At 65.6% G+C, this 15651-nt stretch carries 7 protein-coding genes and 2 pseudogenes; 4 read left to right on the top strand and 5 right to left on the bottom strand.

The genetic code is table 11. From position 1 onward, the window contains the following. Positions 1-395: 395 nt before the first annotated feature. Positions 396-1853 (bottom strand): annotated as a pseudogene (locus tag ACIOEW_RS39135) (IS1182 family transposase). 67 nt (positions 1854-1920) lie between these two features. After that, complete coding sequence (locus ACIOEW_RS39130) at positions 1921-2766, bottom strand: MOSC domain-containing protein (protein ID WP_401970149.1); 846 nt, start codon at positions 2764-2766, stop codon at positions 1921-1923. A 527-nt stretch (positions 2767-3293) separates the two neighbouring features. On the opposite strand from ACIOEW_RS39130, the gene ACIOEW_RS39125 reads away from it, so the two are divergent. Both ACIOEW_RS39125 and ACIOEW_RS39120 read left to right on the top strand, forming a co-directional pair. Further along, positions 3294-4091, top strand: coding sequence for a hypothetical protein (locus ACIOEW_RS39125; protein ID WP_401970146.1), 798 nt, complete (start codon positions 3294-3296; stop codon positions 4089-4091). Between the two features lie 185 nt (positions 4092-4276). Then, the gene (locus ACIOEW_RS39120) at positions 4277-4774 is read left to right on the top strand and encodes a DUF6193 family natural product biosynthesis protein (RefSeq protein ID WP_401970181.1); all 498 of its coding nucleotides are present in this window, start codon (positions 4277-4279) and stop codon (positions 4772-4774) included. Between the two features lie 201 nt (positions 4775-4975). Here ACIOEW_RS39120 and ACIOEW_RS39115 read toward each other — a convergent pair whose 3' ends face one another. Further along, entirely contained in the window at positions 4976-5602 is a 627-nt protein-coding gene (locus tag ACIOEW_RS39115) for a nucleotidyltransferase family protein (RefSeq protein WP_401970145.1), read from the bottom strand. 145 nt (positions 5603-5747) lie between these two features. Here ACIOEW_RS39115 and ACIOEW_RS39110 point away from each other — a divergent pair, with 145 nt between their 5' ends. Together ACIOEW_RS39110 and ACIOEW_RS39105 are read left to right on the top strand one after the other, a co-directional pair. After that, on the top strand, positions 5748-7430 hold the full coding sequence (locus ACIOEW_RS39110; RefSeq protein WP_401970144.1) for an ISAzo13 family transposase: 1683 nt from the start codon (positions 5748-5750) through the stop codon (positions 7428-7430). 39 nt (positions 7431-7469) lie between these two features. After that, a pseudogene (locus tag ACIOEW_RS39105) lies at positions 7470-7916 on the top strand (transposase); the annotation flags it as partial. 630 nt (positions 7917-8546) lie between these two features. Here the strand turns inward: ACIOEW_RS39105 and ACIOEW_RS39100 are convergent. Together ACIOEW_RS39100 and ACIOEW_RS39095 are read right to left on the bottom strand one after the other, a co-directional pair. Further along, positions 8547-9020 carry a S1 RNA-binding domain-containing protein gene (locus ACIOEW_RS39100; protein WP_401970141.1) on the bottom strand — a complete coding sequence of 158 codons (474 nt, stop codon included), beginning with the start codon at positions 9018-9020 and terminating at the stop codon, positions 8547-8549. 126 nt (positions 9021-9146) lie between these two features. After that, entirely contained in the window at positions 9147-15533 is a 6387-nt protein-coding gene (locus ACIOEW_RS39095) for an RHS repeat domain-containing protein (protein WP_401970140.1), read from the bottom strand. Between the last annotated feature and the right edge of the window lie 118 nt (positions 15534-15651).

The raw sequence follows: 15651 nt of genomic DNA, 5'->3' as shown, positions 1-15651 counted from the left end.
GTCGGTGTCGTTCGACGCTACGGAGAGCGCCGCTCGTTCTTCAACGCGATTGCGGGTAATTGCGGAACCTCACTCCAGGGTGTCCATCACCCGCCGGCCATGTCTCGGCCCCAAAAGCGGGCGGGTCGTCCAAGCACCCCCGCATACCAACGATCACCGGAAATGCACAACGCGCAATGCAGACGATACGACCTGATCACCACGGCCGCTACTGACAAATCAGCAGATCAGGCCCCTAGGAGCGTGTCCCAGTAACGGGTAAGCGGCCTGGTGGCCGTGATCGGTGGGATTGGTCGCGGTCGCGCTGCTGGCACCTGTGTGGCGGTGGTTGGGGGCCTGTCGGTCGGGCGTTCGGCCCGGTAGGGGTCCGTGGCGGGGACGGGAGGCCCGGCTGGTCAGCCGGCCAGGGCAGCGAGTCCGGTTGATCCGGCGTTTCGGAAGATCTTGCGGAGGTTGTGGCAGGCGGCCAGCAGCCGCCACTCGCCGCGGGCGCCGTCCTCGCCGCGCAGGAGGAGTTGGCGGCCGTTGTGGCAGGTCATAATCTGGCCGAAGACGGGCTCGACGATGGCCTTGCGGCGGCTGTAGGCGGCCTTGCCGGGCTTGGTCCGCAGCTTGCGGGCCATCCGTTCCTTCAGCGTGGCGCTGGCCGGTATGCGTCCGCGTGGCGCGGGTGGGACCTGTTCGTCGTGGGCCAGGCGGCCGGTGGCCATGAACGTTTCGGTGCCGCAAGCCAGTTGGCGGTCTCGTGCGGCCCCAAGGTTCGGAGCAGTAGCCGGCGTCGGCCAGGGCCTGCTTGGAGTGGATGCTGGTGTTCGCCGCGGACTGGTCGAGCATCGTGGTGTAGCTCAGCGCGTCCGAGGCATTGGTCGTCACGTCGGCGGCGGTGATGACCTGGTGTTCGGCGTCCACGACGGCCTGGGCGTTGTAGGCCTGGATGTAGGGGCCGTCGCTGTTCTTCATGATCCGCGAGTTGGGGTCGGTGAAGTTGGCCTGGGCCTTCGGCTTGGGGCGGGCCTTCGCGGCGGCCTTGTCCCCGGCGTCGGTGACGGCCTGCTCGTCGCCGGCCCCGGAGTGCGTCTGACGGCGGCGTTCCTTGTCCTCGGCGTGGCGGCGCGCCTTGTCGGCGGCTTCTGCCTCGATCTGCGCGCGGGCGGCCTGCAGTTTGGCCAGCCGCTTCTCGCGCCGGTCGAGCTCGGCGGGCAGGTCGGCGTCCTTGCCGTCGGCTCCGAAGTTCTGGTCCTCGGCGGTGTCGGTGGCCTCGGCGGCGGCCAGCAGGCCGGCGGCCTGGGCTTCCAGGACGGCGATCTCGGCTTCGATCCGCTCTTCCTTGTCGATCAGGCGGCCGTAGCTCATCGCCTTGTGTCTGGAGGCGCTGGCTTCGAGTTTGGTGCCGTCCAGGGCGACGCGGCCCATCTTGACCATGCCGAGCCTGGTCGCCAGGTGCAGGGACTGGGTGAGCAGGTCGGCGAGGGCGTCCAGGTGGCGGCGGCGGAACCGGGAGATGGATCGGAAGTCCGGGGCCTGGTCGGCGGCCAGGAAGCGGAACGCTATGTCGTCGGCGCACTTGCGCGCGATCGCCCGCGAGGAGCGGACGCCGGTGGTGTAGCCGTAGATCAGCAGACGCAGCATCAGCCGCGGATCGTAGGGCGGGTAGCCGCGCTTCTCGATGTAATCGGCCCGGATCGCTGTCAGGTCCAGCACCTCGTCGACCAGGTCGGCGACGAACCGGGCGAGGTGATCCTGGGGCAGCCAGTCGTCCAGCGACGGGGCAGCAGCAGGACCTGGTTCGGGTCGAACGCCCGAAACCGCTTGTCCACCGTCACCGGATGCTTCACCGGCTCGACCTCGAACAGCCCATCGCCCGTACGCATACCGAGATCATCCCGTATGAACGATCACGAAAAGCAGGCGGGTGACCCGCTATCCACCCGCGCCTATCGTCACCGCATCACCCCTCTGGACCGCGCCGGGTTCCAGTACGTCCAGGTATACGCCGAGACAGGACAGTCGGCCGAGGCTGAGGACCGGAACCCGGTGCTCACGGGCCACCGCGCGCATGATGCCCGGGTCGGCGGGCAGTTCGTCGTGACTCAAGGTCGGGACCACGCAGCGGGGCGTGGGCACCGTGACCTGGAACAGGGCCTCGCCGATCCGCAGCGTCGAGCCCAACCAGGAGTCCTCGGGGAAGCCGGGCCCGCCGGCGACGTCGACCACCAGGTTCGGCCGGAAGCGACGCGGGTCGAAGTCCCCGGCGGGGTAAGCCTGGCGAAGCCGCCGCAGGCTCGCTGTGGTGACGAGGTGGACTTTGCCGTAGTCGAAAAAGGTGCCGGAGGCGACTCGCCCCGAGGTAATAGTGTCTCCCGTCTCGTCCACGGACGCCCCGTCGCGCAGAATGTCCGGGACGCCGCCGTCGTACTCAGGAACCGCGCGCTCAAGGGTGCCGTGGTCCGGCGGACTGTCCGACACTGACACCTGGCGGCCCAGCAGGTCGGACAGTCGCGCGTCCAGTTCCGTGGTCCCGGCACGCAGTGCGGAGCCGTCAGGCAGCTCCACCCGGGCCGTTCCGGGGACAGTCAGCCAGCTCCGGCAGCGCAGCAGTGGCTCCCACTTGCGCGGATGCTTGGCGCTGCCGACGGCACCCGCCTCATCGAGCACCGCGAACATCCGGTCTCCGGACAGCCCCTGCTCCGTAACCTGCACGGTCGTCAGCGCCTCACCGAGCATGGATTTCACCGGGTACCGGCGCAATGCTGTCACTGTTCCCATCAACCGATTATGCGATCTTGCTCCTTGGGTGATCCACCACATTGCCGGTTCGGTGGGGTGACGATTCGCAGACGCCCCCGGTGACCATCCCCGCCCCCGCCGATCGCCCCGGCCAGTGTTACTGACCCACGCTCCTAGCTCAGTAACCGCACCCACGCTCGCCACGGCTCCTGATGCACCAGCACCGTCTAACCACAGCCACACAGCAAACTGATCGACCCAGACCAGAACATCCGCTCCTGATCACAAACACTGCTCCTGGACAGCAGGTGCTGGCCGAGCTGGGAGTGGACTGGGCGTAAGCGGGTGTTTTCCTGACGGCCCTCCAGCGCCCGACCGGCCGGGCGGGCATGAGGTGTCCCGCGTCTCGGCCGGTCTGGTCCCTGTCTCAGGTGAACGGGACCGATTCGTGATGGCGATATCTGAAATTGGCTCTGCCCGTAGTTCCGTGAACAACTGGGAAGGGATGCCTGCGGCTGCGTCGGCGGCCAGCCGGATCGAGATCGTGTACTGGTTGACTATGCGTCGTGACCGAGATGATCGAAATACCAGATGCAGAGGGTGACTGGGAGCCCGCGACGGAGCTCCAGGCAAGTGGGCGCAATCCGGTGCGGCAGGCGTCTATGTTCCAGAGCGCAACCTGGCCGTTGAGCTCGCTGGCCCTGCTCTCAGTGGACCTGGAGGCGGTGGCGCGGCGGCTGAAGCTGACCCTTGAGACCTCGTGGGACGGGCACGGCAGTGTGCGGGCGGCGTTCTTCGTGCTGGATGGGACGGACTTCGTCGTCACCCACCACGAGGGGGACGCTCCGGGAACCCACGTGTGGAACCGCAAGGGTGGGCCTGTCGATCCGGCCGCCCGCGCGGGCGGCCTCCTCGCGGCTCTCGGCGTGGGGCCGGAGGCGGTCTCGTACTCCACCTGGGGGGCTGGCACCGACCTGTCGCACGTGCCCGCTGCCTGGGGGCGCGGCCGGGGCAAGCCGACGTGGTCGCACCAGGACATCTGGGCCAACTTCAAGAGGCGCCCGGGGGTGTTCGTCGGCCGTGTCACTTTCGGGGCGGTGGTCGCGTTCCTCAATGGCTACGACATCGCCTCCGACAAAGCCCTGCTGGACGGGTTCAGGGAGTGGCTCGCAGCCAAGCTGGGATACGGCTGGAACCTGGTGTACTGGGCCTTGGCCGAGAAGCTCATCTTTCCCGACGGCCGCCCCGAGGAGCCCTGGTCACCCGAGACTGAGCAGCACGCCGTGGCTGGCCTGATCGGCCTGCTCGACGAGTACTTCGATAACCTCGCCGGTGATCCGGAGGAACGCCCCGAGACGGTCTGATCGAGGACCCTGCCCTCATCCCCGGGCAAAGATCCTGATTCCTCGATCGAGCGGAGAACCACGTGCAGGTCATCCCGCAGGGAAACGATCCTGCATGCCTACCGCTGGCCTGGGATTTCACGGAACTACGGGCAGAATCAGTTTCGGAGATCCCCATCATTCGTCGGCCGTCACTGGTCCGAGTCATGCTCTGTTGGCACACGAGGCGGCAGAATGTGCGCATGGGATCGATAGATGCGCCGAGTGCCTCCAATGGCGCCGAGCCTGGTCAGGGTGATGTCGTGGAGGCTGCGTGGCAGCGGCTGCTCCATCGCCAGGACATGGACAGCAGGCTGGTGCGAGCCGCGCATGCTGAGCCGCTTCTCCGGCAGCTCCATCCCTCAGGCAGCCACCAGGACCTGCACTTCAGCAGGTGCACCGGTGACTGGTCTTGGGATGTTCCATTCGTCATGCATCTTCCTCGTGGACGGTACCTCGTCGTTGGGCCGTCCCGTTCCCAGATCGTCGGGGAGGCGGACACCGCCGAGGAAGCCGTTGCTCTGGTCGTCGGTGGCCTGCCACCAGGCTGTGGCCCTGCGGTCGTCGGGCGCCGAGAGGAACTCGACCGGCTCGACACGGTCCCGCCGGACCAGGTCCTTGGAGACGACGAGCAGCGTTCTCACGCATCGGACGGGACCGGCTGAGAACTTGAGTGTCCGCCCGTCTCAATCAATCCGGACGCCGCAGCTCACAGTCCTGAGTTCGAACCAGATCTTTTGAGACGGGACATACGGGACATGAGGTATCAGCGTGCCTGACGCCTTGAAGCCAGAGGCTGATGGCTCCGGCCAGGGCCGCACCCGTGCCTCGCGTGCAGCATCATCTGCCTGCGCTGGCTCCGCACCTCAGGATGAAGAGGGCGCCAGGACGGCAGACTGCGACGGCCAGTCAAGAACGGTCAGCTCAGGCCACTGCTGTTGCCAGCGGGCCGCCTTTGTCTCAAACACCTCGCGAGGGGCGAGCACCGGATTGGGCCGCACGACGAGGTTGAACACATCCGAGAGGCCGTGCGGCGCATAGACGCGCCACCGGCCGCCCGGCTCCAAGCGCACACCCAGGCAGCACGTGGTCGCAGCGAAGCTGTCGATGGCTGCCTCCGTGGAGGCATGAGGAGCGCACGCGACGCCGAACTTCTGCTCGTACCAGAGGTGGACACGAGCCTCGTTCCGGACCTCGACCTCCGCCGGCAGCCCTGCGAACGCTGCTCCGGCGGCCTTGATCACCGTGTCCTCCGCCTCCCACGACAGGTCACGGTCATCGAAGTAGAAGACGTCGTAGTCCTTGATCCCGCTGGTGGGATGCCGGTCAGTGACCACGTTCCAGACGGTCTGGAACAGGCAACCCGCCGTTACGTACCAGTTGGGCAGCCCCAACCCTGCCGTGCGGTTCAGGACCTCCACCAGCACCTCATTGCGGGCCAGCGCAGGCTTCAGGGCGGCAAGTTGCTCGTCGAGCGGGAGGCGACCAATCATTGCCCATGCCTACCACGTGACGGACCTGCAACGCCCCCAGCCCCCAAGTGAGAGGCGCTCACGGAGGATCTGATTCTGAAACCATCAGTAAGGGCTTGCCGGGAAACAAGTCGTGGCTTCCAGCTGTCGGACTCGTTGTTCTGGTATGGGGAGACCAGAGGGGATCGAGGACGTTCTGGCGGCGAAGTTCCAGGTGTTGTTGCCGCATCTGGACGAGCGTCAGCGTCGGCTGGCCATGGGAGCGGAAGCACTGTCGCTGGGGCATGGCGGCATCAGGATCGTCGCCGCTGCAGCCGGGGTCCGCGAGGCCACGGTCTCGCGTGGGGCGGCTGAACTGGACTCCGGTCAGGCCCCGTTGGGGCGGGTGCGCCATCCCGGCGGAGGGCGGAAGAAGGCGGCCGAGCTGGACTCTGGGCTGCGGCCGGCACTGCTGGCGCTGGTCGAGCCCGACGAGCGGGGCGACCCGATGTCGCCGCTGCGCTGGACGACGAAGTCGACCCGGAAGCTGGCGGCGGAGCTCACCCGCCAGGGGCACCGGGTTTCCGCCGACACCGTCGCCGGCCTGCTGCGGGAGGAAGGCTTCAGCCTGCAGGCCAACGCCAAGGCCATCGAAGGTGCCCAGCACCCTGACAGGGATGCCCAGTTCCGCTACCTCAACGAGCAGGCACGAGACCACAGGGACGCCGGTGACCCGGTGATCAGCGTGGACAGCAAGAAGAAGGAACTGATCGGCGACTACAAGAACGCGGGGCACGAATGGCAGCCCGCAGGACAGCCCGTGAGGGTCAAAACGCACGACTTCCCCGGCCAGGCCGAGAAGGCAATTCCATACGGAATCTACGACATGACGGCGAACACCGGCTGGGTCAGCATCGGCACCGATCACGACACGGCGGCGTTCGCCGTCGCCTCGATCCGCCGCTGGTGGCAGGCGGTCGGCCGGCACGACTACCCCGGCGCCCGCCGGCTGCTGATCACCGCTGACGGTGGCGGCTCCAACGGCTATCGCACCCGGGGCTGGAAGACCCAGCTCGCCGATCTCGCTGCCGAGACCGGCCTTGAGATCACGGTGTGTCACCTTCCGCCCGGCACCTCGAAGTGGAACAAGATCGAGCACCGGCTGTTCTCCCACATCACCATGAACTGGCGAGGCAGGCCCCTGACCAGCCATGAGGTCATGATCCAGACCATCGCCTCGACCACCAGCCGCACCGGCCTCATCGTCCAGGCCGAACTCGACAGCGGTGAGTACCCCACCGGCATCCGCATCAGCGACGACGAGATCGCCGCCCTGCCCATCACCCGCCACCGCTTCCACGGCGACTGGAACTACACCCTCCACCCCCAGCGCCCGACGGACACGGCGACCACCATCAGCACACAGGACGAGACTCAGACGGAGAGACCGGCTCGCCTCACGGGGCATTCGCTACAGGACCCGGAACTGACCGGGATGACCCGCCGGCAGCTCAACGAACTCATCGACGTGCTGACTTCAGCGATGGAGATTCAACGCGAGCAAGTGCTCCGCACACGTCGAGGCCACGAACGCCTGGTGGCCCCTGGCGCAGGAGCCAAACCCAAGCTCACCTCAGCCGACCGGGTCCTGGCCACCGTGCTCCACCTGCGAAAACTCGCGGCCATGGACCTCCTGGGCCAGCTCTTCAACACCACCGCCATGACCATCAGCCGCGCAGCGAAAGACGTCCGCCCGCTCCTGGAAGCCCACGGAGTTCACATCCCTGCCTCGACCGCCCGCTTCCGCACACCGACTGACATCGCGAGATACCTCGAACTCGATAAAAGCAAGATCAAACCGACGTGTTGATTACCGGCAAGCCCTAAGCTCCGAGCCGGGCCGGGCAAGAAGGTGAAGGGCCGCAGACGGTTCACCGTCACGGACACCCTGGGTCTGCTGCTGGCTGTTCACGCGGTCGCGGCGAACATCCAGGCCCGCGACGGCGCGAAGCGTTCGTTGCTGTGGACTCGCCTGGACCATCCGCGCGTGCAGAGGATCTCGGCGGACCAAGGCTTCGCCGGCCGCCTCGTGGAGTGGTCAAGCACAATCCTCGGCCGTGAGCTGGAGATCGTGCGCAAGGCCCCGGGCCAGCGCGGATTCCAGGTCCATCCCAAGAGATGGGCGGTCGAGCGGACCTTCTCGTGGCTCACCGCCCACCGCCGCCTCGCGCGTGACTACGAGACCTGCCCGGCCCGCTCAGAGACCATGATCCGCCGGGCAATGATCGGCATCATGGTCCGCCGACTCACCCGTGGCCGACCGACGACGCGTCCCGGCCCGCGCTTGCTCCTGTGAGACGTTCCGTAAACACGCCGGCCTTTCCTCGACGGTCCCTGTCGGCGCTGTCGCGGTTTTGGGCGGTCATCAGATCGGGCTCGGCTCGTACGCCACCGAGGCGCGCCAACGCCATGACGGCTTCCTGATGCGCGCGAGTAGCAGGGCAAGCGGCAGCACGCCGCATAACCTGGACGACGGCCGCGGCGCGTGGGCGGGGTTCCGCCTCGCAGGCATGCCCGCAGTGGTGAGGCGGAAGGCGTAGGGGAGCCTGCGTCGGCTCGGTCCGCGCCGTCGACGATGGAGATGGCTGTCGGTGCTCCAGGCGAGGCCCTCGAAACGGCGGCAAAGGCGGGCGCGATCAGCACCTTCTCGCTCCTGGGCGCACCCGGCTCGGCGGCGCAACGAGCGGGGCGCTCTGCTCATACGTCGGGCCCGTGCGGAGGTATATGCGGCAAGAGCCTGGCGGGCAGGTTCGCAGGCACCACCTACCGGGCCATCGCCGGCCTCATCTCCGACCGCAACACCACCAACAACGCACTGCCACGGCTGCGGGCTGCAGCTCGTTGCGCAGGCCGGTCTCCTCCAGCAGCTCTCATGCCGCTGCCACACGCGGCGTCTCGCCGGGCTCCACCCTGCCGTCGGGCGCCCTCACTCACACAGCGATAGCTCGATTTGGCGACTATCAAGATTGATACCAATAACCTCGACAAAGACTTCATCACCAACCCGAAATTCCTGACCGCCACCAATTAGCGCGGACTTAGGGAGCAGCCCTCCCAGCCCATCCTTCAAGGACACAAAAGTTCCGATAGGCGTCAACGCCGTGACACTTCCGGCGATAGATTTGCCGAATTCTTCGCGCGCAAACTTTTTAATAGGATCCTCCCGCAGGCCCTTGATAGAGACGAGCAGCTGTTCTCGATCAGAATCGGCGCCGATGACTACGGCAATCACTTCCTGACCCTTTTGCATCACATCCGACACTCGCGCAAACCTCGCCCAAGCGATCTCAGTGACATTCGCAAAACCCGTACAGTCGCCGATCTTGACAAACACACCAAATTCTGCAACGTCGAAGACGACCCCCTTGCAGACGTCACCCTCTTTAAACCTCGGACTCATAGGCCAACTCTCCACGCACACCTCCCGGTTCAATTGGTCGTTGATCAATAGAATAGCACCACGAGCGCGGGCCCCGCATTCCACTGCTCACGGCTTGCCGCCCGCACTCGCGGTGCTTTCAGACTGTCACTCCCTCCAGGTATACCCCTCCCTGTGATTCACCCACGTCTGATCTTGGATGAATGAATTGAATTTAGGGATATCTTTTTGGGGAATTTTCCACTCGTATTCGATGGCGCCTCTGCTGTTCTTGTGGGGGCCGAAATACTTCGGGTCAGAGAACGCCTCCTTGAAGCCAGGGCCCATCTCATACTCCCAGTAGCCGTCCTCGAATTGGCCCTGCTCGGCGTAACGCCGGGCCACAAGCTCGTCATCAGCCAGGTACGCGGTTCCTTCGTGGACCTGCCCACTGGGCGAAGTGTACGACGGATGGTTCTCTGGGCGCGGGCCCCATCGCTCCGCCTCTTTGTTCCCAATATGCGGTGATCGATATATGTATTTTACGTCATCGTCTTCGTCTGTGCCTTTACGTTCCTGTGAATTGAGAAAATTCTCTACGAGGTTGCTGACATCGACCTTACGGTCAAGGCCTGCAGCAATTCCCAGCACTCCGGGAAGTCGGGGTCGCATGCCGGCGGGGCTACCCCTCAAAAGCGGAGCATTCAGCCCTCCGCCTCCCCTCAGCACCGGCATGGGGCTCGGCCCCACTTTGAACTCGATCTGAGTAGACGCCACACCACTGGACTGAGTGACCGTGGCGGTCATGACAAATCCAAAAGGCAGCGGGATTGTGTACGTCTTCGTGGAGTGATAGACCCAGGTTCCGTTGGGGCCCATCGTCATGTAGTCCCGGGTGGTGCCCCCCCTGCCGTCGCTGCATCCGCGTTCGCAGTCCGTGATGGGTCGCAGGCCAGTGGGGTCGGACATGGTGACGGGGGTGTTGTTGGCGTAGGCGTAGCCGTTGAGGGACTCGTGGTCCTCAGGGGCGAGGATGGGGTCGAGGGAGAGAAAGCGTCCGCTGGCCGGATCGTATTCGCGGGCGCTTATGTGGGTGAGTCCGGTGTCGGTGTCGGTGGGTTTACCGAGGAAGCCCTTGTCGTCGGGCCAGGTTGACGGTGTGACTCCGCGGCTCTCGCCGAAGGGCTTGGTGTAGCGGCGAGTGATGGCTTGGGTGGTGGCGTCCACGCTCATGGAGGCGGTGCCGTGGTGGTCGTCGACCGTCCAGGACAGGCCGGTCTCGGTGCGGACGGCGGTGGCGTCGCCGGCCGGGTAGTAGCGCTGGGCGGTGAACTTCTTGGCGGTCGTGTCGTAGTGGAGTTCCTGGCCACCGAGGTAAAGGACGGTATTGACGGGGCCGCGGCGGATTAGGAGTTCGCCGTTTGCGTCGTAGAGGTAGTCGGTGGTTTTCGTACCTTCGGTGAGGCGGGTGAGTTCTCCTTCGATGTCCCAGGTGAGGCTCTGGGGGGTGCCGGTGGGGCCGTAGCGTTTGGTGGTGTTGCCCTGCTCGTCGTAGCTGTAGGTCTTGGCGGTGTCGCTGTTGACGGTGACGGAACTCAGAGTGTGGGGCTGGCCAGCGCCGGAGGCGTTGACGGCGGGGTAGCCGTAGCCGGTCTTGGTGTCGCCAGTTGCCTTGTGCTCGGTTTGGGTGTCGCGCAGGCCGCCGGGCTTGTAAGTCCAGCTGGTCCAGTACGGGGCCGGCCCGCCGAGTGCGGTCGCGGCGCGGGCGGTGGCGCAGTCATTGGAGGACGGGGTCCAGGCTTCGGTCAGACGGCGGTAGCCGTCGTAGGTAAAGCACTGGGTGTCCTGGCTGTTGGAGTTGTCGGTGACCGACTTGACGTTGCCGGAGGTGTCGTAGCCGTAGTCGACGTCGCTGGTGTGGCCGGCGTTGGTCTGGTCGACGGTGTGAGTGTTGGCCAGGCGGCGGGTGCCGTCCTCGTAGCGGTTGAAGATCTGGAGCTGCTTGGCACCAGTGGAGGTGCCCAGGCGGGTCTCCTCGATTTCGCCGTACGGGGAGTAGCCAATGTTTTGGACGTAGTCGGTCATGCCGTCGGTGCCGGTGAGCATGCCGAGGCCGTTGTAGCTGTTCGTCACGGTCTCTGCCGGGAGGCCGGCCGCCGCGGGCAGAGAGGTCGACTGGACGGTGCCGTCGATGTTGTAGGCGGTGGAGGTAGTGAACGTCTGCGGCGCGCCGGCGACGACCAGGGGGTCACTGGCGGCGATGACTGTCTTGGTGCCCTTGGAACGGCCGAGAGCGTCGTAGCCGGTTGCGACCTGGGAGTAGATCTTGCCGGTGGTGCCGCCGACGTAGCGGATCGAGGCGGTCGGCTGTCCCTTGGCCAGGGAGTCGTAGGTGAACTTGGTCAGCTGGTGGGCGTTGTCCTTCAACCCGTCCCAGGTACCGATTTTGCGACCGAGCTCGTCGTAGTCCGTGATCAGTGTCCGCTGCACCCCGTCGAGGCTCGTGGTGGCAGTGACGGGTTGATCAGCCTCGTTGTAGGTGGTGGTGACGGTGCCCTTGTCCGGGTCATTGGAGGTGATCTTGCGGCCGCGCAGGTCGTAGCCGTAGGTCCACACAGCTCCGTCCAGGCCGGTCATTTTCTTGATCTGCCCGGACGGTGTGTACTCGTACAGGGTGCGGGTGTAGTCAGTGCCGGTGGGGGTGGGGCCGCTGTACTGGCGACGTTCGGTTACCCGGCCACGAGCGTCAATCATCGTCAGGGTTCCAGTGCCGCCAGCAGCAGCGGTGACAGCGGTACGGTCGCCCTGGTCGTTGGTCTTGGTGCGCCACTTCTCCTGGTCGTAGACCCGGAAGATTGAGTCGGTGACCCGTCCGGCAGCGTCGTAGACCGTTTCGGTGGAGGCCGGTGTTGATCCGGGATAGGTATTGGCCAGGGTGCCCGTGGGTGTGTTGTTGTCGTGCACCTGGGCGTTGGAGATGTAGGCCAGGCCGCGGTCATCGTAGAGGGTTTCGGAGATCACCCGACCGCCGTTGGGGGCGGGTACCTGCTTCTGGCGGGAACGCAGCAGGCTGTCGAAGATTTCGTAGGAGCTGTTGTAGGTCTTTCCGTCGGCCTTGAGGGTGTCGGTGCGGACCCAGGTCTCCTGATCGTTGTTGATGCTGTAGGTGTAGGCGATGCTGGCTGGGTCATTGAGGGCGCGAGAGCGGTCCGGCTTCCACACCGACTGCAGGCGTCCGAGGGCGTCGAAGGACCATTCCGTGATGTTGCCGTTGGCGTCGGTGGTCTTGGTCGCGGTGCCCCAGGCCGGGTCCACTTCGGTGGTGGATGTGTAGAGCTTGGGGTCAGTGGTGGTTTTGGACGTCAGCGGACCATAGCCTGCGTCATCTGGCACGTAGGTGGTCTTGATCGTGCGGTTCAGTGCGTTGGTCTCGGTGAGTGGCCGTCCGAGCTTGTCGTACGTAGCTCTGGAGACTTCCTGGTAGGTGGGCGTCTTATCTGTCTCTGCGTAACTAGTAACCCGGTAGGAGGCAGTGACCGCACCCTTGGTGGGTGCTACGCCTACGGTTTGGCTGTCGTAGGCCGTGGTGACGTCCGAGATGACGTCACTGGGGAGCGTCGGCGTGGTCACGCACGGCACCGCATAGGTTTCGACACGCGAGACTGTATTCACTATCCAGGCCGAGGTGTTGCGAGCGTAGGTGGTGCGCATGCATGCCTCGTCGCCGGTCTTGGCGCTGTCGCCGCTGCTTTCCACCGTGACCGGCATGCCGTACGTGGTGTCGTATGTGGTCTTCTGATTGACCTTGCGGGTGCCTGTGGAGGTCTTGGTACGGGTGGTGGACTCGCCTGCCTGGACGATCCAGGAGTCCGTGGTGCCCCAGCTGTAGGCGTGGCTGCCGGTCTTGTGGGACCAGGGGGTGTTGATGGTGCCGCTGACTTCTTCGGTGTCGTTGTAGGCGATGGTTTCGCGGACGAAGCTGGCGTACTGGCGGGAGTCGTCGATTGCGGTGCCGGTGGAGTCGGTGACCTTCTCGACGCGTGCGGTGCCGTCGAGTTCTTTCTCGCCGTTCAGGCCGCGCATGTAGAGGGTCAGCTTCTTGCTGCGTGGGCCCTCGTCGGTGTCGCCTGAGGTCTCCAGGACCTTGCTGTAGCCGCGCCACTGCGACCAGGTGCGGTTGGAGGTCTTGCTCAGGCCCTCGTCGTCGGAGTAGGCCCAGCCCGCGCCGCCCTGGTAGTCGTAGTACTTCTCAGTAGTGTCACCGTGGCCATAGGGGTCGTCCTGGAAGACGGAGGTGACCACGTACTTGTGGAACCAGTCGGTGACCGGGGTCGCGCCGGACTGGGACCACTTGACCGGGAAGCAGCGGCGGGTGTTCTTGTCGACCGCCGTCGGCATGCTGGTTCCCCAGATGCAGTCGGGGTCGGTGTAGTTGACGGTGAGGGTGGAGCCGGTCTCGGACTTGATGGTGCGTACGCGCCATTTGATGTAGCGCAGGGTGTCCGGGCCGCTGCCTTCGACATGGTTGGACAGCTGGAAGCCGCCGAAATAGACCGCGGGCGTGGCGGCCGCGGTGGTGTTGGCCTTGCCGGTGTTCTTGATGGACTTCAGCCACAGGCTTGCCGAGGAGGCGTCGCCCGTATTGGGGAAGTCATGCTCCAGATGCCAGGTGTCTACGTCGCGGCGGGTGGTGCCGGTGCCGGTCCATACCGAGGTGGTGATGTCGGTGAGGCGCTTGCGGGTGAAGAAGGAGGGGCCGATCTGGGTGCTGCACTTGGTGCTGGCTGCGCAGATCATGTCGAAGGGCACGTCGGGCCAGTTGGCCTTGGTGTCCTTCGTGAGGCTGGTGCAGCCGTCCGTGGTGACGCAGCGCTCGGCGTAGGTGAAGCGGACCTGCTGGGAGGCGGGCTTGGTGTAGATGAGGTCGCTGCGCTGGCCGTAGTCGATGCGGTCGAGGTGGCCGCCTCGGGTGTAGGCGGTGCCGTTGACTGTGGTGTCGGCGTTCTTGGAGTAGTAGTTCGTCTCCTTGGTGTACCAGTAGGTGGAGGCGTTGCCGTGGGTGTCCACCACGTAGTCGAGGTTCCAGCGCCATGCCTGCAGGCAGGAGGAGTTCGCGAAGCCGGTGGACTTGTAGCAGGGCTCTCCGGAGTCATTACCGAAGACGGGAGCGGTCCAAACAGAGTTGGTGACGGCGTCGTCGTCAGCAGTGTCAGTGGTGCCCTTGCTGCTCCAGCCGGGCATTTGGTGCTTGCCGAAGAAGTACTGGATGCCGGAGGCGTCCGTGACCTTCCAGTACTCGGTGTTGTCGTCACCGTTGCCGGTGGCGCCGGTCAGGTGCTCGACGCGAGAGCCGTCCTCGTTCTTGACCTTCCACGAACCGCCGGAATCCTGAGACAGGGCCGCGGTGTCGCAGGCCGCCTTGTCCGCACAGGCGTTGACGAGTTCGACGGCCTTGCCGTTGAGGACGAGTGTCGCGTTGGCGTACTTCCAGCACTGATCGCCCTTGCCAGACTGGCCGTCGTCTTTGCAGGACGCGTACTTGCGCTCGATGTAGGACTCGGTGATCGAGAAGCCTTCACCGATCACCGAGGTCTGGTTGTTCTCTCCGGCCGTGCGGCCGTCCACGGATGCGGAGTTGTAGGAGATGGACAGGTTCGGGGAGGGGCCGGCCGTTGCTGGGGGTACCCGCAGCGGGTAGTTCCAGGTGAAGTCACCTGTGCTGCCGCCTGCCTCCCAGGTCGCGGTCGGGGACAGCGGGGTGGAGGAGTAGTCCCCTCCGCTGCCGGAGCTGTCGGCAGCTGCGGCCAGCAGGGTCGGGGTACCGGCAGCGAGGGCGTGGGCGGAGACAGCCCCCGTCAGGGTCTGGGACTCGGTGTCATTGTCCGCGCCGACCAGCGGGGTCTGGGTGCGGCAGGACTGCTTCTCCGGGGTGGTCAGCGCACATGCCGGGAGGGTCACCAGGTGCAGGCGGGGGCCAAAGTTGCCGCCGTAGACGTCGTTGAACGAGGAGTAGTCCAGGGAGACCCGGAGCTTGTCGCTGTCGCCGGCAAAACCCTTGGATGCTTCGTGGGCCGGGTCGACGGTGAGCAGGACACCGTTGACACCTGCCTTCTCCGCCTCCGTCTGAGGGTGGACGCTGAGCGCCACTTCCTCGGCCGGGCCGGTGGCCTTGACCTCCGTCTTGCCCTTCGCTTGCCTGGCTGCCGGGGCGGCCGGCTCCTGCGCCAGTTTGATGGCGAGCCCGCCGACGGTGACAGCGGAGCCGCCGGTCGACGCGACCTCAGCGGTGATCTTCCCGGCCTTCGGCCAGGCCGCCTTCCTTAGCCGCTCACGGGTCTCTCGAGAAGCGGCAGCGGCCTTGTCTTTCGGGGCCTTGGACGTGCTGGGCTTGAGCAAGCCCACTTCGTCGATCTTCGCATTGGGCCGGTCCTCCAGGCGCTTATGAGCTGCCGAGGACTCGGCCTGGGCGGCGAAGTCGTAGCCGGAGGGAACCGCGACTTGCGGCAGGAGAGACAAGGAAAGAGCGAGCGCACCGCGGGCGAGCCAGCGGCGCATGACCGTCCCTGGCAACCACGTACGGAAAGGCGATGAAGACACGTGAGGTCCCGGTTCTCGGAAAGGGGCAGAAGGTGCTCGGACGGCGTCAGCGCCAGAGCACCGAATCTCGACAGCG

Origin of the sequence: Streptomyces sp. NPDC087901, from assembly GCF_044742205.1 — a bacterium.
Lineage (GTDB): Bacteria > Actinomycetota > Actinomycetes > Streptomycetales > Streptomycetaceae > Streptomyces.
This window is presented reverse-complemented; position numbering and strand designations above follow the sequence as displayed.